This is a genomic window from Winogradskyella sp. PC D3.3, from assembly GCF_054366245.1.
Window position 1 is genome coordinate 2,671,250 of sequence record NZ_CM135962.1, and the last position, 20,392, is coordinate 2,691,641.

Annotated in this window: 17 protein-coding genes and 1 pseudogene; 6 read left to right on the plus strand and 12 right to left on the minus strand. The window is 32.1% G+C overall.

The window, feature by feature from the left end; genetic code table 11:
- Window positions 1–3 precede the first annotated feature (3 nt).
- From ACXGSQ_RS11695 to ACXGSQ_RS11705, 3 genes are all read left to right on the plus strand, one after another.
- Window positions 4–966: a lysostaphin resistance A-like protein gene (locus tag ACXGSQ_RS11695; protein ID WP_458626360.1), complete on the plus strand. Its 963-nt coding sequence runs from the start codon at window positions 4–6 to the stop codon at window positions 964–966.
- A 3-nt stretch (window positions 967–969) separates the two neighbouring features.
- Window positions 970–2,055, plus strand: a complete 1,086-nt coding sequence (locus ACXGSQ_RS11700; RefSeq protein WP_458626361.1) for an AMP-binding protein — start codon at window positions 970–972, stop codon at window positions 2,053–2,055.
- 86 nt (window positions 2,056–2,141) lie between these two features.
- Window positions 2,142–5,588 carry a VIT domain-containing protein gene (locus ACXGSQ_RS11705; RefSeq protein WP_458626362.1) on the plus strand — a complete coding sequence of 1,149 codons (3,447 nt, stop codon included), beginning with the start codon at window positions 2,142–2,144 and terminating at the stop codon, window positions 5,586–5,588.
- Window positions 5,589–5,645: 57 nt separating this feature from the next.
- Here ACXGSQ_RS11705 and ACXGSQ_RS11710 read toward each other — a convergent pair whose 3' ends face one another.
- From ACXGSQ_RS11710 to ACXGSQ_RS11720, 3 genes are all read right to left on the minus strand, one after another.
- Window positions 5,646–6,503: an OmpA/MotB family protein gene (locus ACXGSQ_RS11710; RefSeq protein ID WP_458626363.1), complete on the minus strand. Its 858-nt coding sequence runs from the start codon at window positions 6,501–6,503 to the stop codon at window positions 5,646–5,648.
- Window positions 6,504–6,607: 104 nt separating this feature from the next.
- Entirely contained in the window at window positions 6,608–7,600 is a 993-nt protein-coding gene (locus ACXGSQ_RS11715; RefSeq protein WP_458626364.1) for a glycosyltransferase family 2 protein, read from the minus strand.
- Entirely contained in the window at window positions 7,601–8,050 is a 450-nt protein-coding gene (locus ACXGSQ_RS11720) for a type I restriction enzyme HsdR N-terminal domain-containing protein (protein ID WP_458629355.1), read from the minus strand.
- A gap of 141 nt (window positions 8,051–8,191) precedes the next feature.
- Here ACXGSQ_RS11720 and holA point away from each other — a divergent pair, with 141 nt between their 5' ends.
- On the plus strand, window positions 8,192–9,196 hold the full coding sequence (gene holA / locus ACXGSQ_RS11725) for a DNA polymerase III subunit delta (protein WP_458626365.1): 1,005 nt from the start codon (window positions 8,192–8,194) through the stop codon (window positions 9,194–9,196).
- Between the two features lie 56 nt (window positions 9,197–9,252).
- Here holA and ACXGSQ_RS11730 read toward each other — a convergent pair whose 3' ends face one another.
- The 4 genes from ACXGSQ_RS11730 to ACXGSQ_RS11745 all read right to left on the minus strand — a co-directional run bounded on the left by ACXGSQ_RS11730 (window position 9,253) and on the right by ACXGSQ_RS11745 (window position 13,722).
- On the minus strand, window positions 9,253–9,843 hold the full coding sequence (locus ACXGSQ_RS11730; RefSeq protein WP_458626366.1) for a hypothetical protein: 591 nt from the start codon (window positions 9,841–9,843) through the stop codon (window positions 9,253–9,255).
- 340 nt (window positions 9,844–10,183) lie between these two features.
- Window positions 10,184–10,873 (minus strand): ATP-binding cassette domain-containing protein, encoded by a 690-nt coding sequence (locus ACXGSQ_RS11735; protein ID WP_458629356.1) that lies wholly within the window; start codon window positions 10,871–10,873, stop codon window positions 10,184–10,186.
- 77 nt (window positions 10,874–10,950) lie between these two features.
- On the minus strand, window positions 10,951–13,314 hold the full coding sequence (locus ACXGSQ_RS11740; RefSeq protein ID WP_458626367.1) for an outer membrane beta-barrel protein: 2,364 nt from the start codon (window positions 13,312–13,314) through the stop codon (window positions 10,951–10,953).
- Between the two features lie 114 nt (window positions 13,315–13,428).
- Window positions 13,429–13,722 carry a helix-turn-helix transcriptional regulator gene (locus tag ACXGSQ_RS11745; RefSeq protein ID WP_458626368.1) on the minus strand — a complete coding sequence of 98 codons (294 nt, stop codon included), beginning with the start codon at window positions 13,720–13,722 and terminating at the stop codon, window positions 13,429–13,431.
- Between the two features lie 482 nt (window positions 13,723–14,204).
- On the opposite strand from ACXGSQ_RS11745, the pseudogene ACXGSQ_RS11750 reads away from it, so the two are divergent.
- A pseudogene (locus ACXGSQ_RS11750) lies at window positions 14,205–14,984 on the plus strand (IS110 family transposase); the annotation flags it as partial.
- A 43-nt stretch (window positions 14,985–15,027) separates the two neighbouring features.
- On the opposite strand, the gene ACXGSQ_RS11755 reads toward ACXGSQ_RS11750, so the two are convergent.
- Complete coding sequence (locus tag ACXGSQ_RS11755; protein ID WP_458626369.1) at window positions 15,028–15,858, minus strand: alpha/beta hydrolase; 831 nt, start codon at window positions 15,856–15,858, stop codon at window positions 15,028–15,030.
- A gap of 349 nt (window positions 15,859–16,207) precedes the next feature.
- Here ACXGSQ_RS11755 and ACXGSQ_RS11760 point away from each other — a divergent pair, with 349 nt between their 5' ends.
- Window positions 16,208–17,173 carry an IS110 family RNA-guided transposase gene (locus ACXGSQ_RS11760; RefSeq protein ID WP_458626370.1) on the plus strand — a complete coding sequence of 322 codons (966 nt, stop codon included), beginning with the start codon at window positions 16,208–16,210 and terminating at the stop codon, window positions 17,171–17,173.
- A 43-nt stretch (window positions 17,174–17,216) separates the two neighbouring features.
- Here ACXGSQ_RS11760 and ACXGSQ_RS11765 read toward each other — a convergent pair whose 3' ends face one another.
- The 4 genes from ACXGSQ_RS11765 to ACXGSQ_RS11780 form a co-directional block, all read right to left on the minus strand.
- Window positions 17,217–17,534 (minus strand): type II toxin-antitoxin system RelE/ParE family toxin, encoded by a 318-nt coding sequence (locus tag ACXGSQ_RS11765; RefSeq protein ID WP_458626371.1) that lies wholly within the window; start codon window positions 17,532–17,534, stop codon window positions 17,217–17,219.
- A complete protein-coding gene (locus ACXGSQ_RS11770; protein ID WP_040278988.1) occupies window positions 17,534–17,767 on the minus strand; it encodes a hypothetical protein in 234 nt (77 codons plus the stop codon). Before ACXGSQ_RS11770 ends, ACXGSQ_RS11765 begins: the two co-directional genes overlap by 1 nt.
- A gap of 264 nt (window positions 17,768–18,031) precedes the next feature.
- On the minus strand, window positions 18,032–19,468 hold the full coding sequence (locus ACXGSQ_RS11775; RefSeq protein ID WP_458626372.1) for a S41 family peptidase: 1,437 nt from the start codon (window positions 19,466–19,468) through the stop codon (window positions 18,032–18,034).
- Window positions 19,469–19,531: 63 nt separating this feature from the next.
- Window positions 19,532–20,305, minus strand: a complete 774-nt coding sequence (locus ACXGSQ_RS11780) for an AraC family transcriptional regulator (RefSeq protein WP_458626373.1) — start codon at window positions 20,303–20,305, stop codon at window positions 19,532–19,534.
- Between the last annotated feature and the right edge of the window lie 87 nt (window positions 20,306–20,392).

Consider the following 20,392-nt stretch of genomic DNA (forward strand, 5'->3'; position numbering starts at 1 on the left):
AGAATGAATTATATACAACAAGCTTATAAAGGGCTCTATGATTGGTGGCGCTATTTAATTGGTACTGTAATTATTTTTGTGTTTTGGCAAATTATAGGGATGATACCGTTACTTGTTTTTCTTGTCATAAAAATAATGAATGGCGCAGATATGAGTGTGATGTCTGATGTCTCTAAAATGGCATCTTTATTTGGAAATAATCTATTTCTGTTTTTAATGTTATTTTCATTTGCAGTAGGTCTGATAGGAGTTATTCTAACCACAAAGGTATTGCATAAAGAGACGTTTGTTCAATTAACAACAGCAAGACCAAAAATAGATTGGCGACGTTTTTGGTTTATATTTATTATTTGGGGACTTTTCTCAATAGGTTCTACATTTTTATCCTATTATTTGGCACCAGAGGATTATATTCTAAATTTAAACTTAAAGCCCTTTATAATTCTTTGTGTAATTGTGATTCTTTTTATTCCTTTACAAACGAGCTTTGAAGAGTATTTTTTAAGAGGTTATTTAATGCAAGGCCTTGGTGTACTATTTAAAAATAAATGGGCCCCTTTATTAATTACTTCTGTAGGTTTTGGTTTATTACATGGATTAAATCCTGAAATGGAAAAATTAGGTCCAGTTATGATGATTTTTTATATCGGAACAGGCTTACTTTTAGGCATAATGACTTTGATGGATGATGGTTTAGAGCTTGCTTTAGGTTTTCATGCAGCAAATAATATGTTTATTGCATTGCTAGTCACTTCAGATTGGTCTGCTTTACAAACAGATGCACTGTTAACATTAACAGCAGATCCTGAAAAAATGGCTGTAACTGAAATCGTTGTACCAGTATTTATAGTATATCCAATATTACTATTCATACTTTCAAAAAAATATGGATGGACCAACTGGAAAGATAAATTATTCGGAAGAGTAGAAGCACCACCAAAAGAAAATTATAAAATAATAGAATAACTTATGACACCAACATACAATAAAGTACATAACCGTTTTAAGTTTAACGGATTACATTTTAGTCATGAAGAATTAAAAGAAGTAGCATATAGTCTTATCAAAGAAGGTAAAGCATATGAAAAAGTAACAGGTGATTTTTTAATCGATTGGTTAAATAACAAAGACTATTTGTATGTCACAACTTCAGGCTCTACAGGGAAACCTAAAGAGATAAAGTTGATGAAACAGGCTATGGTAAATTCAGCTATTGCTACCGGTAATTTTTTCAATTTAAAACCAGGAGACAAAGCTTTACATTGTTTGCCTAGCCATTTTATAGCCGGTAAAATGATGTTTGTTAGAGCTTTAGTGTTAGGATTAGAAATTGATTTTGTAGAGCCTTCTGCTCAGCCCATATTTGATTACGAAAAGACTTATGATTTCTGTGCTATGGTGCCGTTGCAATTAAAGCATACTATTAATTATATTCAAAATATAAAAACCATTATTGTAGGTGGTTCTAAAGTCACTAAACCGCTTTTAGAAAAAATTAAAAACTGTGCGCCAAGGTTTTATGAAACTTATGGTATGACAGAAACTGTAACACACGTTGCTGTAAGACAATTAGAATCTAAGTCTACTGATAAAGAACAATTTTTTACGGCATTAGAGCATGTAACTTTTGCGCAAGATGATAGAAATTGTTTAATCATTCATGCGCCAAAATTGGTTGATGAAGCCTTAATAACCAACGATATTGTTGAACTACAGTCTGAAACAAGTTTTCAATTATTTGGACGTTATGATAATGTGGTCAATTCAGGAGGAGTAAAATTATTCCCTGAGCAAATTGAAGACAAACTACAACCAGCCATAAAACAACGTTACATTGTGGCAGGTGAAGATGATGTAAGTCTAGGAGAAAAATTGATTCTTATTGTTGAAAATCCATCCGATTCTAAAGATGCTATTTTAAAAGCAATAAAAGAATTAACAAGCTTGGATAAGTTTGAAATTCCTAAAGCTATTTATACCGTAGAGAAGTTTTCAGAAACTGTTAATGGAAAAATTCAGCGTAAAAAGACCATAAAAGCTGTTTTAGGAAGTTAACTCATTCAAAGCGGTACTTTACTCATTGTAAGTTTTATTCATTGGTAATGGCGTTTAATTTTGATTAAATTTTAAACGCCAAACCAATGAAAACACTATTCACATGTATTCTTGTATTACTACTGTTAGCAACAGGAGAATCACAAAACTTTCCAACTGTAAAATTAGAAGATAAGTCAGAGTTAAAGTTGAGCAAACTTCTAGTGAAAGCGGAAGTTTCTGGAAACTACGCTATGGTGACTTATGACATGACATTTTATAATGGTCATGATAGAATTCTTGAAGGAGAACTAGCGTTTCCTTTGGCTCAAGGGCAAAGTGTCTCACATTTTGCAATGGACTTAAATGGAAAACTAAGACCAGCAGTTGTTGTCGAGAAGGAATTAGGTAGGGTTGCTTATGAAAGTACCATAAGACAACGTATCGATCCTGCTTTATTAGAACAAACGCAAGGCAATAATTATAAAGCAAGGGTGTATCCAATTCCCGCAAAAGGCTATAAAAGAATTGTTATTACTTATGAGCAAAACTTATTAGTAAATGATACTAAGTATCAATTCTCAATTCCTTTTGGGTTTAAAACGGCTCTAAATGATTTTGAAATTAAAATTAAATGTCATAATCTAGAGCAAACTCCAATTGTAACAGAGGGCTTTAAAAATGAGTTGTGTTTTGTTAAACAAGACCATGATTTGGTCGCAAATTATAAAGCGAATAAGGTTGTACTTAGGGATGATTTAAAAATTGAGATTCCCATCAAGGAGGTCTTCGCTTTACAAACGTTTGAACAGTATTTTCATATAAATAAGACCTTTGTACCTAAACGTAGACTCAAAACGAAGCCTAAAACCATTTCGATTTTATGGGATGCTTCGTATTCTATGTACTACAGAGACTTGGATAAAGAATTGGATTTAATTTCTAATTATTTAAAATATCTAGGAAACGTAAAAGTATCATTGGTGGTATTTAGTAATACAGAAATTAGTAATACAAGTTACAGAATTAGAAAAGGGGAAAGCAAAGCTCTAATAGATGATTTAAAAGCTATTACATATGATGGAGGAACATCATACAAGAATCTATCTATTCCAAAATCTGATGACGTTTTATTATTTTCAGATGGGCTGCATAACTTAGGTCGTTTGGATTTAGAAGGGAATTCTGTTTTGTACTGTATGAATTCACTTAACTCTGCCAATCATCAATTATTAGAGGATATAGCTTCTGATAACGGTGGAAATTATATCAATTTGAATAATACTTCTGTTAATTCAGCTTTAGAAATGTTAAAGCACGAAGCTTTTCAATTTCTAGGTGTAAAGCATGATAATTCACTTTTTGAAGTGTATCCTAAACCAAAGTGCATTGTCAATCAAAATTTTAATTTAAGTGGACAATATATTGACGCCAAATCTATTGAATTGTTATTTGGTTATGGAAATGATATTACAGAACGTATTAAAGTAGATATGAGATCTTCGTCCAATGCTAATATAGCAAAACGCCTTTGGGCCAAGGCAAAACTAAATCATTTAACGAAGCAGAAAGAAGAGCACAAAACGGATATTATAGCGTTGGCTAAAGCCTATCATTTAATAACGCCTTATACATCCATGATTGTTTTAGATCGTATAGAGGATTATGTGCGTTATAAAATAGAGCCCCCTTTAGAATTAAAAGAGGAGTATAACCGTAGACTATCACAATCAAAACAACAACAGCAAAACGCACTTGCTCATGTAGAGTATAGAAAATTAGATTTAAAAGAGGACTATAGAGGGATTAGAGATTGGTATAATAAAGATTTTACGGTGAAGCCAATAGTAATAGAGGAAAAACCGAAAAACAACAATGTTAATACACTGACGAGCACTGCTACAGAAGCGCGAACGACAAATACCGTTTCTCAAAATACAAACATAAGACCAATTGTGACACATTCAATAGATTCAACAAAAGCTATTGTGACAGGAAACATAACAACAGCAAGTGATGGTTTACCGTTACCAGGAGCTTCTGTGATTGTTAAAGGAACCAGTAGAGGAGCACAAACCGATTTTGATGGAAATTTTGTTATTAATGCATCACCTAACGAAATACTAGTAGTTTCTTATATAGGTATGGATAGTGTTGAACAGAAATTAAGTTCTAGCAGCACATTAAATTTGGCTTTGACTGAAGATGCTTCAACTTTAGAAGAAGTTATCGTTGTGGGATATGGGACAACAACAAAAGCAGACTTCACAGGTTCGGTAACAAAAATAACATCTGAAAGTATAGAATATAAAACGTCCCAATCTTTGGCTGGGAGTGTTGCAGGTGTTACCATTAATGAATCTAACGGCAATCCAGGGGCAAACTCCTCTATTAGAATTAGAGGTTTAGGGACTGAAAATGGAAGCCAAGAACCGCTTTATGTGGTTGATGGTTTTCCTATTACGGGGAATATTTCTCATATTAATGGGGAGGATATACTTTCTGTTTCTGTATTAAAAGATGCTGCCGCAATGGCAATCTATGGGGATAGAGGTGCTAATGGAGTTGTTATAATTATAACTAAAAATGGAGAAAAAACGAATAGAAAAGCGATTGAAGAATTAAGAGAAAAGATAGTGGAGCAATCAACATTACAAAGTTGGGATAAACATGCCTCATATATTCAGTACTTAAATGAACAAAATTCTATTAACGAAGCTTATGAGGCCTATTTGAGGATTAGAGAAAACTATAGAAATACTCCGTCATTCTTTTTAGATATCGCAGACTTTTTTGAAACTAAAAACAGAATAGACATTGCTTTAAGAGTAGCTTCAAATTTAATAGAAATAGAACTAGATAATCATGAACTTATTAGAGCCTTAGCCTATAAATTTGAACAACACAAAAAATATGATTTAGCTGTTTATGTTTATAAAAACGTATTAGAATTGCGTCCAGAGCATCCACAATCATACAGAGATTTAGCTTTAGCTTATGAGGCTAATGGTGATATTGATGCAGCAATTGATTTATTTTTAAACATTGTTAATGGTGATCTTTTAGCTAAGGACGAAGAGGAATTGTATTATGGTATAGAGCAAATTGCATATGTTGAATTATGTCATTTGGTAAACACGAATAATAGTATGAGATCTAGAGAATTAAGAAATATTTATAAATCTATAGAAACCGATATTAGAGTGGTGGTCGATTGGAATCATGGTGAAACAGATTTAGACTTATATGTTACAAATCCTGCAAATGAAATTGTCTATTATGGACATGATACTTCAAAATTTGGAGGTAGATTATCCGAAGATTTAACAGATGGTTATGGGCCAGAAAGCTATTGGATTAAAAAAGCTCAAAAAGGAGATTATAAGATTTCGGTTGACTATTATTCTGATCGTGTTCAGAAAATAACAGGACCAGCAAGTTTGAAAGTTACTATTTATAAAAACTACGGTAAAACAAATGAAGAGAAAGTGATTAAGGTCTTAAGGTTAAAGGATGATGATTCAAAAAGAGACGTTGAAACCATAACTATATAAACTAAAGAAGCCCAATGCATTTGCATTGGGCTTCTTTTATAGACTATTACTAAAGGATTATTTACCTTCAGATAAGTTTTTCATTTCATTTTCAACCATTTCGTAAAATTGGTCAATTTTAGGCATTACAACAATACGTGTACGTCTGTTCTTTGCTTTATTTTCAGCAGTATCATTTTCTACTAAAGGGACATAGTGACTACGACCAGCAGCAATTAATTGTTGAGGATTTACATCTAAGCTTTCTAAAACTCTAACAACAGAGGTTGCACGTTTTACACTTAAATCCCAGTTATCAATTAATGGAGGCTTATTGTAAGGTACATTATCTGTATGCGATTCAACCATAGCTTCAAAGTCTGGCTTGCTATTAATCACTTTAGCCACTTTAGCTAAGATTTCATTAGCTCTAGTTGTTACCGTATAGCTACCGCTTTTAAATAATAATTTGTCTGCAATTGAAATGAACACAACTCCTTTTTCTACATTAATTTCAATGTCCGGATCGTTAATACCAACGGCTTTTTTAAGACTTGTTACAATTGCAAGTGTTACACTATCTTTTTTAGTTAAGGCATCTTGTAATCTTGTAATTTTTAAATCTCGTTCTTTTAAGCTTTCTAGAGACTTTTCAAGATTTTCAGAACCTTTTTTAGTTAAAATAGTTAAGTCCCCTTTAGTATCAATTAAATCTTGATTTGATTTACGTAAATCGGCTAATTGATCTTTCATGGTTTCTACACGAGCCATTGAAGCCGCTTTATCAGATAAACAACTGTTTAGTTTAACGGTTGCTGTATTTAATAAATCTTGGGTTTCTTGATATTTTTCTTGAAGCGCAATATGTTCTTTTTTTGAGACACAAGACGCCAAAAATAGAATTGAGCAAGCACTTAATAACATTAATTTTTTCATAATTGCATTTGAGTTTTAATTGTTAATTACAACATAACAAAATTATGGAAAACTAAAGATTGCTGAACATGGATTAACATAAATTTTAACAGTTTTGTAAACAATTAAAATTGCCTTCGTTTTTTAATGAAATAAGACCAAACAATCGACGTAGTTTCATAATAACCAGACCGTTTAGGTAATTGTTTTCTTTGTTTTAAAAGGCGAGGTAAATTGCTGTAAAATGCAAAGTGTGCCTTTAGTATAGCAAATAAAAATGCGGGTTGAAATTGAAACAAGAAACGCATGCCTGCAACACCATCTAAAACCATTCGGAACCAAAGTTTAAAAACAACATTAGAATCGGCATTTTTTAGTAGGGTAAACAAACTATTTCTAAAATTGAGGTACGTTTTTTTAGGATTAGAGTTACTCAAGGTTGCGCCACCAACATGATAAACTGTTGAAGCACCGACGTATTTAGTAATATAATTAGAATTAAAAGCACGCCAGCACAAATCAATTTCTTCCATGTGTGCAAAGTAAGTTTCATCAAAACCATTTAAACTTTTAAAAACCGCATTCTTTATAAAAAAGCAGGCTCCAGATGCCCAAAAAATAGTTGTGTTAGCATTGTATTGTCCATGGTCTGCTTCAATTGTGTCAAAAATACGTCCTCTACAATAAGGATAACCATATTTGTCTATAAAACCACCTGCAGCACCTGCGTACTCAAAATTCAATTTGTTTTTATAGTCTAATATTTTAGGCTGAATGATCGCGGTGTGGTCGGGTCCATTAAATTCTGAAAGAATCGGTTGTAGCCAGTTTTTTGTAACTTCAATATCACTGTTAAGTAAACAGAGTAGAGGCTCTTTAACGTGTTTTAAAGCATTATTATACCCTTTTGCATAACCGCCATTTTCAGTATTCTGAATTAAAACTACTTTTGGAAAATGTGATGTAACAAAGGCAACCGAATTGTCAGTTGAAGCATTGTCTGCTAAATAAATGATAGCATCCTCCGAATAATTTATAACGGAAGGTAAAAAGGTTTCAAGCAAAGCTTTTCCATTCCAGTTTAAAATAACAATTGCTATATCTTTGGTTTGTAACATTTAATATGATGTATAATTGGGAATATCTCTTAAAAAAGAAAACCGTTCAGCCTCCATGTCCATTTCACAATAATAGTGATTAATACCATTAGTTACCATTAAATAGGATGCATTTAGAGTCATATTATAACGCGCAATTTGGTCAAAAGTCGTTTGGTTTATTGGTATATAGTGCGATTTACATTCGACAATTAAATGTATACTGCCATCCGAATTAAAAATCACAATATCATAGCGTTTTTTTAAGCCGTTTATAGTTAGTTCCTTTTCAACATTAATAAGTGATTTTGGATAGTTTTTTGTGTTCATTAAATAATGAACACAGTGTTGTCTTACCCATTCTTCAGGTTGAAGAATGATGAATTTTTTTCGAATGACATCAAAAATAGAAACTTTATTTTCTGTACTTTTGAAACGGTATTCAAACTTTGGAAAGTTGAGTTCTTGCAACACTTAGAATCGCTGATTTTTTTTCAAAGTTAAAGCAGAATACCACAAATCACAATTTTCAATTACCAAAATCTAAATTATTTAGTCAAAGGCTATTTTAATCAATGAGAATTTGGAATTTTTAACTTGGAATTTTAAACTTTGGAAGACGTAAAAGAATTAGTAGCTGCAATAAAAAAGGGAGACCTTAAACCTATTTATTTTTTAATGGGGGAGGAATCGTATTTTATAGATAAAATTTCAGATTATATTGAAAATAATGTTTTGGACGAAACCGAAAAAGGGTTTAACCAAATGGTGCTTTATGGACGGGATATCACTATTGATGATATTGTGAGTAATGCTAAACGTTATCCTATGATGGCAGAACGCCAAGTGGTGATTGTTAAAGAAGCTCAAGATTTAAGTAGAACCATTGAGCAATTGGTGAAATACGCGACGAATCCGCAACCTTCAACCGTTTTAGTTCTTAATTATAAGTACAAAAAATTAGATAAACGTAAGGCGCTGTATAAGGCAATTAATAAAGTTGGTGTGGTTTACGAAAGTAAAAAAATGTACGAAAATCAGGTTTCGGACTGGATTAGACGTGTGTTAGCTGGCCAGAATTACAATATTTCGCCAAAAGCATCTCAGATGTTAGTCGAGTTTTTAGGAACCAATCTTAGTAAAATAGATAATGAGCTCAATAAACTTAAAATTGTTTTACCAGAAGGCACGCAGATTACACCAGAGCATATTGAAGAAAATATAGGGATTAGTAAAGATTTCAATAATTTCGAATTACGTAAGGCTGTTGGTGAACGTAATATAGTAAAGGCACACCAGATTGCTAAATATTTTGCCGAAAACCCAAAGGATAATCCTATTGTGGTTACTGTGGCCTTGTTGTTTAATTTTTTTTCGCAATTATTGCACCTTCATGGGATGACAGATAAGAATCCTCGCAGTGTGGCTTCAGCATTAAAAGTGAATCCTTATTTTGTTAATGAATATTTAGATGCAGCTCGGAATTATCCCATGAAAAAAGTAAGCTATATTATTGGATTGCTTAGAGAATCTGACGTAAAAAGTAAGGGAGTCGGTGCTAATGCAGTACCTCAAGGCGACTTGCTTAAGGAGTTGTTAGTTAAGATTTTAGGGTAGTGTTTGTTTAATAATAAAGACTTTGTTGTGTATAAGGCTAAGTATATCTCTATTTTTCAATGATTGGTAGTCTTCAAATATGCTTTTGTTTGTTCTGGTAATATCATATTATGATATTCATAAGGGGATAACCAATCAAGTTTAGATACTTTAAATCCATCAAAATATTCCACTGCAATTAAATTATAGGCTCTTAAGGTCATAATAAAACGTTCTAAGCCACCAAAAGGAAAGTTGCCTGTAGAAAATTCTAGAATATAGAAGTCTTCATTCAACTTTTCAAGTTTATTTAGTTCCACTTCAAAGCCATATTCTAAATACTTTAATAATGCGATGGCATCAGATTCAGAAAGTGGTATTGTGTTATCATGGTCTTGTTTTATATAAGAGCCAAAGTAAAGACGCGCATAGTGTGGTATTAAGTTTTGATATCTTTTAAAGTCTAATTTATCTTGTTCGCAATAATCGAGTATGGTTTCTATAGCATCTGCTGTTTCTTGCTCGTTCATATTATCCCAATCAAATTCAGGAGGATTTTCATCTTTTAATTCAAAATTAGGTTGTCTTAGTTTAACCATATGTTCATATAGTTTTTGAAAGTCTTCATATTTTGAAGCATCTTGTATTTTGAATTTGATATAAAGCATTTAATTGAATGAATGGTTAAGTTTCAATTTTTAGTCAACTTATTTTAGTAAAATTCATTGGTCAATTGTGTTACAACGTGTTACGGCTATGCACAGTAGTGATTTTTGAAGCTGTTTCGTTTCGATTTAGCACCAAAGTTAGTTAAAATTCCTAAACTTCGGGTTGGCACTTTTCCCGCCATTGTGTAAAGCCGATGTTAGGAGCTGGATTATAGGCTTCAGTTTAATTTTTAGTCGTAATTTTAGTTAAAAGTGTTAAACAAACAAGCTCTTCTTTCTTTTTGAGTTGTTGGCATTTAGCGTTGGGAAAAGCGGGATGTGCTTGTGGTCAATCCCAGAATTAATGTTGTGAAACTTCCAATTCCAATTGATTTTCCACTAATGAATAATATTCTCCTTTGATTTCTAATAATTGGGAATGTGTTCCTTGTTCTGCAACTTCTCCGTTTTTCATTACAATAATATTATCTGCATTTTTTACAGTACTTAATCTATGCGCTATTATAACGGCTGTCCTGTTTTTAAAAAACGTTTTCAAATTATTCATTATGTTTTTTTCGGTTATAGTATCCATAGAAGAAGTTGCTTCGTCAAAAAACACAAAATCAGGGTTTTTATAAATAGCACGGGCAATGTATAATCTTTGTTTTTCCCCTCCACTCAGAGAAATCCCCGATTCTCCAATTTGAGTGTTCAGTTTCATTGGAAGTTTATCTATTGTAGATTTTAGTTCTGCCATTTGTATTGAATACTCCAAGCGTTCAATGTTGGGTGTAACATCGGAAAAAGTTATATTTTCTGCTATTGTACCGCTAAAAATGTAACCTTCTTGCATAATAACTCCACATTTTTTTCTCCACTCTTTTATATTAACGTCTTGTATTTTATGCTTTCCTATTTTTAATACCCCTTGAGTGGGGAAATAAAAGCCTAAAATTAATTTCATTAACGTAGATTTACCACTACCACTTGAACCAACAATGGCTGTTGTTTTATTAGTAGGGATTGTTAAATCGATATTCTTTAAGATATAATTATTAGAGCAACCTCCTCAACCACGATTTGAGGTTCCTGTACACCCGCTGCCTAGTATATAACAATCTTAGGTTATTCTATTCTATTACTCATTTTACCTTGTTTATTACTAATAGATTTCACTTTTCTGTTACCAAAGAAGTAACTTACCCTAAAATATGCGGTCTTGAAGTACTCTTGCCTTTTGTAAAAACCGTATTCTATTCTTTCTTCTCTTAATTCTAAAGTAGGACGCAGTAAATCGTAAGCCCCTAATGTGAAATTGAATTTTTTGTAGGTTTTGCTCAATTCAAATGTTAAGGAGTGCATGGCGTTCATCTCTCCTAAAATGCTCTTGTTGGCACTTCCGTACCCATAACTCAAATTGAGTATAGCATCCTTAGATTTATTTAAATAGACAAAATTTTTCAACCCTAATCCCCATTCAGTATTATCAAACCCTAAATCAATTCCGTTGTAATTACCGTTGCTTTTATCATACATATAAAAGAGTGAAGCCGTGAAATTCCATTTGTTATTAAAAAAATGTTTGTTGTAAGTAAAGCCGAAATACAATTCGTAACCTTTTCCGTAATTATCAGTAACTGTTTCAATTAGGCCATTAGGCTGAACTATGTCAAATTTATTGAAGGTATTTTTTGCATAATCGTATTCCACATCAAGACTGTAATGCTTCAAAAAACTATAATTGAAAGCTACGGAATGACTTAAAATAGGCAAAAGGTTAGGGTTGTTCCTTTTGTACGAATTGGCAGAAGTGTAGTAACTATTAGGGTTAAAATTGGAATAAGGTGGTCTAATAATGGAAGAACGATAATCTAAAGAGAATTCGTTGCTATCATTGGCATAAAAAAGTACTGAAACTGCCGGAAACAGGTAATTGTTTTTCTGCTCAACAGAAGTGTTTTCAGACACGCCCTCGCCTTCATAATTCTCCCATCTTAAACCCAATTCCATTTCCCAATTATCTCCCAACAATTTTTGATACATCAGGTAAGCCGCAAAAGTGTTGTCCTTATACTTAAAATTGTTAGTTCTCAAAGTATCCGACACGTACTCTGCACCATCGTAATTTCCATGAAAAAAGCGGTTGTTTGTTTGACCGTTACTATAGTTTACTCCAAATTTCAACACATCTTCGTTTTCAAAGTTTTGAGTATAATCGGCTACAACGTTGTAAAATTCCATATCCACATTGGGTTGTTGCAAAATAGATTGTGACTCATTGTTCCATTGAAAATTATTTGTGATTCGGGGGTTATTATCTTGGGAAAAGCGGTATAAATTCAATTCAAAATTACTTCCAATGGTATCGGTTTTTAGAGTATAGTTTGCGTTGAGAAAGAGGTTTTTAAAGTTGGGATTCATGCTTTTTATGGTTGATTGGTTTAGGGAATCGACACTATTATTGGCGAGTGAAGTGTATTCGTTTTGCGATGTATAGGTAGTTGAGTTATTCCTAAATGACGAATTGAACTGAGCCCCGATACTTTGCTTGGGTGTTAAATCGTAATGAATGTTGACAAAGGGTGTTATTGTTTTATTTTCATGGTTATTATCAAATTCTATCTGTGTCTGTTGCTGGTTGATATAATCTTTGTATATGGAGTTTTGTTTTGATTTGAAACGATAGTTATTGACGCCAATACCCGTAGAGACAAACCAATTGATTTTGGAATAAGTGAGGTTAGCATTGGCATTTTGCGAATTGAAATAAGACTGACTCACGCCCGATGAAACAGCTCCTTTTAACCCCTCATTGCTCTTTTTAATTACCACGTTCACAATTCCATTTTGAGTGCTTGCACTATATTTACTACTCGGACTTGTGATAATTTCGATTTTCTTTATGTCTTCGGCAGGGGTTGATTTTAGGATGTTTAAGGCGATTTCTTTATCGCCAACTTCCCTTCCGTTAATCAAAATTTTAGCTTCTTTTCTGTTTTTTATTGTAATGGAATTACCGTCCGGACCGTTATTTACAAAAGGAATAGTTCCTAAAAAATCGAAAGTAGTTCTGTTTTTGGACAAAGGGGAAGAAGCTATATTACTCACAATATATTTTCCGATTTTTTTTACGATTTTTGGTTGGTTATAGGCTTTTATTACTATATCATCCAATAAAATAGAGTTTTTGGCCTTAATCACACCCAAATCCATGTTTTTAGTTATTGTTATTTCATTCTCGAAAAGAATATTTTGAAAGTAGGATATTTGAATTTGGTAAGGGCCACCTGTGTTTAATTCTACAATAAAATCACCAGTTTCGTTGCTCAACTCTCCTTTAACGATTTCATTTTTCAGCGATAGTAAGGTTACTTTTGCAAATTCGATAGGGTTGTTATTAGTATCAAGAATTTGTCCTGTTATTTTTATTTGAGAGAATGAAACTAATGGAAAAAGAATTAATAGTAGGTATATTAATAGTTTAGTCATTTTTTCTATTCTGTTTAATGTTTCGAATTTAAAAGGAAAGAAGGAAAAAATCCAAGAAGTAAAACTTCTAAATTATACGAAAAACTTCTAAAATGTACAGGGAATTACTAAAGACTACAACAAATGGTCTGGGATTTCTATATTATTTTGAATTAAGAGGGCGATGAGTTTTTCGTTTTTTGCTTTATGGATGTTACTGCAAGAATTAGCAATAGGACATATATCATCGGGATTTAGGTTAAGTGTTTTAGCTAATTTTAGCCGTGTTTTATTCCTTAAAGTGATTTTACCGTTTTCAATGTCCGAATATGCTCTTTGGCTTATTCCTAATTTTTCGGCTACGTATTCTTGTGAGTAATCGAGTTCACGTCTTTTTGTTCTGATAATTTCTAAGCAGTGTTTTTCCATAAGTTTTCTGTTGTTTTTAGTTAGTTTTTTCGGTTTGTTACAATGTTTATTTTTCGATCGAGCTTGGGTAGTGCAGGCTCTTCCCGCTTTTTTAGCCGTTGGACTTGTACGTTGGGAAAAGCGGGATGTACTTGTCGAGTGTTGGATAAACCTTGTGCCTTACATATTTGTATATGGTTAGTTACGTGGTTAAGTAGCTAAGTTATTAAATAATAACGAAAATAGAAAAACGCGAGGTTTTTAGACAGTAGGCGAGAAGCAGCTATGAATTATATACATCTTAAGTTTACAAATTATTAAATTAGATTAATAAATCAGAAAGAACAAAAGAGAGAATTAAGGTTCGTATACACGGTGAAGCCAAGACTTCGACAACATTAATAATCCTCTCTCTTTTTCTACCTAAATTTCGTTCAGTTCTGTGAGACCAAGATCTCGTTTTTAAGTTGTTGAAAGTAAAGTAGAATGTCCTTTCTAAAACTCAGTTTTTACATAAAAACGAAGTAGCAGTATCAGTAGTAACCCCATTGTCAGTTAAACGCTTTATACAGATGAAATTGGCTAAATTAAAAACAGATAAGAGTGATGCAAAAGCGATTTGTGAGTATGGAACCATGAACAATTTGCCAATGTACAGTGCCTTGACAGCTATTCAAGCAGAATGTCTACAACTCTTTAGATTGTTGGATAATTATTTAAAGAAACGCACCTAGACCAAGAATAAGAAACATGGCGAGGAAGTTTTAGGTATTCCATCGAAATATGTTTATCAGTCTTTAAAACGAGATTTAAAGCATTTAGACAACGAGATTAAAGGCATAGAATTAAGGTTGTTGGAACTAGTAAAACAAGATCAGCAACACCAATTAACCTTATTAAATAGCATTCCAGGAATAGGCATAAAAACTGCTTTGTTTTTAATAGTTGTAACAGATGGTTTTAAGAAGTTTGAAAGCGCATCACAGCTTTGCAGTTATGTAGGCATTACACCAACAATAAGGGAATCTGGAAGTAGTGTTAGAGGACGCAGTAGGATAAGTAAAGTAGGGAATAAGAAGTTAAGAAACATGTTGTTTTTATGTGCTTTTTCGGCCAGTAAGCATAATAAGGCATGTAGAGAAATCTATGAACGAATAGTAGCCAAAGGGAAGCGCAAAAAACAAGCCTTAATAGCTGTTGCCAATAAGTTATTAAAACAAGCTTTTGCCATTGCAAAAAGAGGTTTGCCTTATGATGAAAACTTTGTTTCTAAATTAGCTTAAAATTGCTTGTTTTTTAACTCAGTTCTTTGTTGTAGCCAGTTTTTTATTCTTTCTTTTGTTCAAATATTATATCAAACGCATTATAAACGGCAATATGTAATGCGTCTCCGTGTGTTTTGTCCTCTAAATACTCGTAAAATAAATTCGTATTCGGTTTTTGTTCTTTTTTGAGTTTATCATACAATTCCTTTGCTATCCGTTCCATTACTTCTCCTTCTTTACCACCAGCTATATAAATCGATTTTTTAGAATTATACGTTTTAGAATTTTCGTTTAACAATTTTTCGTCATCCCACCATAAACTTGGACTCACAATTATATAATTGTCAAAGAGTTCAGGTTTTTTGAATAGAATCTCTGTTGTTAATAGTCCACCAAGCGATTGTCCAATAATAGTTTTTATTTCCGATGTTCTGTATTCGGAATCAATAAAAGGTTGAAGTTCTTTTTCTATAAAGGAAATGAATTTTTCAGATTTTCCAGACGTAGGAAACTCTTTTTTGTCAAGTTTACTTTGAGAAGGATAAGTAAAATCTCTTTTTCTATCCACATTTCCTATTCCGACTACGATTGTTTCGGGAATCATATTTATCCAAGAGAAAGAACCAAACTGTACTATTCCAGAAATATGGACAAAATCCTCATCTTTTGAGCCATCAAGTAAATATATTACGGGATAAGTTTTTAAGCTGTCCTTTGAATAATTTATAGGCAGATAAATATTCAAATCTCTCATTTCGTTTAATAATTGAGATTTAATTTTTATCGTCTTACCAATTGAAAATTCAGTTTCGCTAATTTTTTCAATTGACTTTTGACCGTAGGAAATTTGAACTATCAACAGTAGAATTAGACTTAATGTTATTTGTTTCATAATTTTCGTTCAAATTGGCTACGTGTTTGTGTATGATTAGTTGCGTGGTTTAGCGAGTAAGTTAGCAAATAAAAACTGAATAGAAAATACGTGAGTATTTACGTAAGTAAGCCTAAAAAAGCAATTAAATATACACGGCTTAAGTTTGCAAATTATTAAATTAGATTAATAAATCAGAAAGAACAAAAGAGAGAATTAAGGTTAGTATACACGGTGAAGCCAAGACTTCGACAACATTGATAATCCTCTCTCTTTTTCTACCTAAATTTCGTTCAGTTCTGTGAGACCAAGATCTCGTTTTTAAGTTGTTGAAAGTAAAGTAGAATGTCCTTTCTAAAACTCATTTTTTATGAATAAAGATAAAGAAATTTATGGTATTGACATTAGTAAAAATGTTTTTGATGTGTATTGCGAGTCTATAGGTCATATTCAATTAAATAATGATGAAAAAGGCTTTAAAACACTATTAAAAAAGCTACCTAAAGCAGCTTTGGTAGTTATGGAAGCTACAGGCTATTATCATTACAGGTTAGCTCAGTTTTTAGATAAAAACGAAGTAGCAGTATCAGTAGTAAACCCATTGTCAGTTAAACGCTTTATACAGATGAAATTGGCTAAAGTAAAAACAGATAAGAGTGATGCAAAAGCGATTTGTGAGTATGGAACGATGAACAATTTGCCAATGTACAGTGCCTTGACAGCTATTCAAGCAGAATGTCTACAACTCTTTAGATTGTTGGATAATTATTTAAAGAAACGCACCCAGACCAAGAATAAGAAACATGGCGAGGAAGTCTTAGGTATTCCATCGAAATATGTTTATCAGTCTTTAAAACGAGATTTAAAGCATTTAGACAACGAGATTAAAGGCATAGAATTAAGGTTGTTGGAACTAGTAAAACAAGATCAGCAACACCAATTAACCTTATTAAATAGCATTCCAGGAATAGGCATAAAAACTGCTTTGTTTTTAATAGTTGTAACAGATGGTTTTAAGAAGTTTGAAAGCGCATCACAGCTTTGCAGTTATGTAGGCATTACACCAACAATAAGGGAATCTGGAAGTAGTGTTAGAGGACGCAGTAGGATAAGCAAAGTAGGGAATAAGAAGTTAAGAAACATGTTGTTTTTATGTGCTTTTTCGGCCAGTAAGCATAATAAGGCATGTAGAGAAATCTATGAACGAATAGTAGCCAAAGGGAAGCGCAAAAAACAAGCCTTAATAGCTGTTGCCAATAAGTTATTAAAACAAGCTTTTGCCATTGCAAAAAGTGGTTTGCCTTATGATGAAAACTTTGTTTCTAAATTAGCTTAAAATTGCTTGTTTTTTAACTCAGTTCTTTGTTGGCAACTGGCTTTTATTTCGTTCGTTTTATCTTTGGTGGATTTTGCCGAGTATCAAAAACGTCAGCAATTTTTATAAATCCATTTTTCATATCCACAGAATAAATCAGTTTATAGTTTTTGAATATTAAATATCTATAATGAATTTCCCTTTGTTTTAGTAATTCTTCTTCCTGTCCAATTAATGGTGTTTTTATCAACTTTTTAGGTTCGTTGATAATTCCTTTTAGAAGTTTTTTAGCAGTTTGAGGGCTTGCTTTCGTCTCGTAATACTCATAAATTTCGTCAAGTTGAGTTTCAGCAAATTCAGACCAAATAATTTTCAACGTCATTATTCGTACTTGGCTAAGAGTTCAGAACTGCTTTTAAATCGATTGTTTCGAAAGTCAGATTCCGATTTATCAATTCTTTTGTTCAGTTCATCTTGAGTCATAGGTTCGAATATTCGCTCGTCTGAAGTATTTTTTTCTTTTCTCAAGATATTTTCAAGACGTGAAATAGCCTCTTCACTTTGAAGTTTTAAAAATTCTTTTACAAATTCTATTTTTCGAGCTTCTATATTCATTTTATTCAGCTTTTTATCAAAGATACAAAATTATCAATTTAATCCTCTAATTTTCTTGAATTGACGAATTTCACAGCTTGTTGCCAACGGTCTCGGCTATGGGTAGTGCGGGCTTAGAAAGCGAAACCATTCTGTTAAGCACAGACCCTAGCGAGCCATCTATTTTTTTATTTAACTCATATACAAATTCCGAGCGATTAAAAGGCAAAAACATTGGGTAAGCGATTAACCCGCATTAGCTATAGCCATTGTTAGGCAACGTTTTTATTCCATTATTTTTTTAATTGTAAAATCTTTTTTTGTATTTCTTCCATTCAAATAATCTTTCCAAGTTTGAGGTACTTCGTAGTCAGGAATTACACCTCGTCCTTTTATTTTTGGTTCTACATTAATTTGAAAATGAACGGTCGGGATTTTTACCTCAATTTTTGAATCTGGCAATTTCACATATTCTGAATACCCGCTAACATTTCCTTCGTAAGTTCCACCAGTTTCTTCTCCGATGAATATTCCTCTGTCAGTCATTTTTATCAAGCTGGCAAATTCTGCACCACCCGAAAATGTTTTGCCACTTATCAAAACGTATAGTTTTCCATTGTAAATCAGTTCTTTTTGCGGTTTTTTATATCCTAAATCGGAATAGTAATCGCTGTACAGGGTAAAATTTCCTCTCTTGGCAAAGGTGTTTTGAAACGTCCATTTGTCCTCAATATAACCTTGTTTACTTTTGTTTTTTTGATAGGGTTTTGGAAGCATTGTTACTTGTTTGTATTTCTGAACGACTTTGTTAGATAAGTAGCTAAAAAGTAAATTTTCATTGCCTTCTGTTCCTCCACCATTGGCTTGAATATCAATAATTAGGTGCTTTATGTTCAGGGAATCTATTTTTTTGAAGTTTTTTTGATAAAACTCTTCGTAATTTAGGTTGTCATCGCCAAAACTTGGAATGCTTAAGTATGCAATCGAATCGTTAATTTGCTCAAATGCAAAGTTGTTATAATTAAAATCTTTCGATTTGAATTTAGCATTTTTGGTCTTGAATTTTGTAAATCGGATGGCGGGAACAATCAATCTTTGAATTTTATCATTTCCGAACTCTTGAATCTGAAGTTCAAATTTTTTCTCTATGCCGTACACCAATCTGTAAGGCAAAGAGAAATTCAAGCCTCCAATCCATTCGTGTTTTGAGGTTTCATTAAAACCGTCTGTTGGGATTAAAGGGTAAAGTTTTTCAAGAATATCGGATATTTTTCTACCGTTAACGGAAACTATTTTAACGCCTTTTTCAAGGTGTGTAATATTGCTTCCATAATTTTGTGTAACAATCAAGTTTCCATCACATAATTTAACTGTTAATGGTATAAAGGATTTTGAGAGTCCAAGTTTTATCATTGACCACTTTGGAAGGTCAATAGAAGTATGTCCTTCATTTGTTAATCCAATAACATATCTTAATTTTTCGTAGAACTCTAATTTTGTTTGACGTTTTTTTAATGTGTTTCGTATACTGTCAATTTTTGTATCCGTTTGATTTTTTCCAATATATTCATAAAGTCCCTGATGTTGTAATTTTAGTTCTGTGATTAAATAATCAAAATCTTCAACGAATTTTTTACGTGAATTAGAATCATCTGTTGATTGAGCAAAAATTGAATTTGATATTATAAAAAAAGAAGAAGAGAGAGCTAATATTCTTTTCATTTGGTTTAAATTTTTTCCAAATGTAATGCAGTCATAAAATTAGTACTTGTATAATATTGGCAATTATAGTTTTTCAATGATACTTTGTTGGTAGTTTTTAGGTGAAATTCCCACAAAACGCTTAAACGTTTTGGAAAAATGTGCCAAGTCTGTAAAGTTGTATTGATACGCTAATGTTGTAAGTTCTGTATTTGATTTAATTAACAGTTTGCTTGAAAAGACTTTTTTCATCAAGATGTAATTAATTGGTGTCATACCTGTAGCTGCTTTGAAATTTTTAGCAAATCCATATTTATTAATATTCGCAATTTTCGATAGTTCATTTAGACTAAACTTTTCGCAAATGTGTTTTTCAATGTAGTTGTTAATTTGCTTAAAACTATTTAGATTTAATTCAGAATATTCTTTGTCGTTTTCTTGCGAGTACGGTTTTATGGTATTAATAAATTGATGTAGGTTAAATTCAATATTTTCAGTTTCTTGTTTATCAATAGCATTTTTAAGTTCCACAAACAATTTGTTAGCGTTATTGCTATTTATTTTTCTGTTTATAAATTTAATATTCTTTCCATTTAGTATGTTTTTCATCAATTGATTAGGAACGTATATGGTATCAAATTTCAATTGAGTTGTTTTGTCAAATAGTGGATTAGTATGTATTTCGTAGGGATTAGTTATTGATATAGTACCAGCTTCACTAAAAAGGCTTTGATGTTCAAAATCAATTTGTTCAATTCCTGAATGTATTAGCGAAATGCAAAACGTTTCGTGAAAGTGCTTCGGAAATTCTGTTGTTTGGTTTTCTATAGTTATATATTCTAAATCATCTAAAATCATTCTTGTTTTCTCGATGTTTGTATTATACTGAAATAGGTTGACTCTTTTTGGTTATTATTTCGACGTTCAAAAGATTTTTTTCAGCCG

Excerpts from the sequence above, each read along its gene's own strand:
- ACXGSQ_RS11740 (WP_458626367.1), bottom strand. The coding sequence starts at position 13,314 with ATGACTAAACTATTAATATACCTACTATTAATTCTTTTTCCATTAGTT.
- ACXGSQ_RS11705 (WP_458626362.1), top strand. The coding sequence starts at position 2,142 with ATGAAAACACTATTCACATGTATTCTTGTATTACTACTGTTAGCAACA.
- ACXGSQ_RS11770 (WP_040278988.1), bottom strand. The coding sequence starts at position 17,767 with ATGAATATAGAAGCTCGAAAAATAGAATTTGTAAAAGAATTTTTAAAA.
- ACXGSQ_RS11730 (WP_458626366.1), bottom strand. The coding sequence starts at position 9,843 with ATGCTTTATATCAAATTCAAAATACAAGATGCTTCAAAATATGAAGAC.
- ACXGSQ_RS11700 (WP_458626361.1), top strand. The coding sequence starts at position 970 with ATGACACCAACATACAATAAAGTACATAACCGTTTTAAGTTTAACGGA.
- ACXGSQ_RS11745 (WP_458626368.1), bottom strand. The coding sequence starts at position 13,722 with ATGGAAAAACACTGCTTAGAAATTATCAGAACAAAAAGACGTGAACTC.
- ACXGSQ_RS11765 (WP_458626371.1), bottom strand. The coding sequence starts at position 17,534 with ATGACGTTGAAAATTATTTGGTCTGAATTTGCTGAAACTCAACTTGAC.
- ACXGSQ_RS11780 (WP_458626373.1), bottom strand. The coding sequence starts at position 20,305 with ATGATTTTAGATGATTTAGAATATATAACTATAGAAAACCAAACAACA.
- ACXGSQ_RS11775 (WP_458626372.1), bottom strand. The coding sequence starts at position 19,468 with ATGAAAAGAATATTAGCTCTCTCTTCTTCTTTTTTTATAATATCAAAT.
- ACXGSQ_RS11755 (WP_458626369.1), bottom strand. The coding sequence starts at position 15,858 with ATGAAACAAATAACATTAAGTCTAATTCTACTGTTGATAGTTCAAATT.
- ACXGSQ_RS11715 (WP_458626364.1), bottom strand. The coding sequence starts at position 7,600 with ATGTTACAAACCAAAGATATAGCAATTGTTATTTTAAACTGGAATGGA.
- ACXGSQ_RS11695 (WP_458626360.1), top strand. The coding sequence starts at position 4 with ATGAATTATATACAACAAGCTTATAAAGGGCTCTATGATTGGTGGCGC.
- ACXGSQ_RS11760 (WP_458626370.1), top strand. The coding sequence starts at position 16,208 with ATGAATAAAGATAAAGAAATTTATGGTATTGACATTAGTAAAAATGTT.
- ACXGSQ_RS11710 (WP_458626363.1), bottom strand. The coding sequence starts at position 6,503 with ATGAAAAAATTAATGTTATTAAGTGCTTGCTCAATTCTATTTTTGGCG.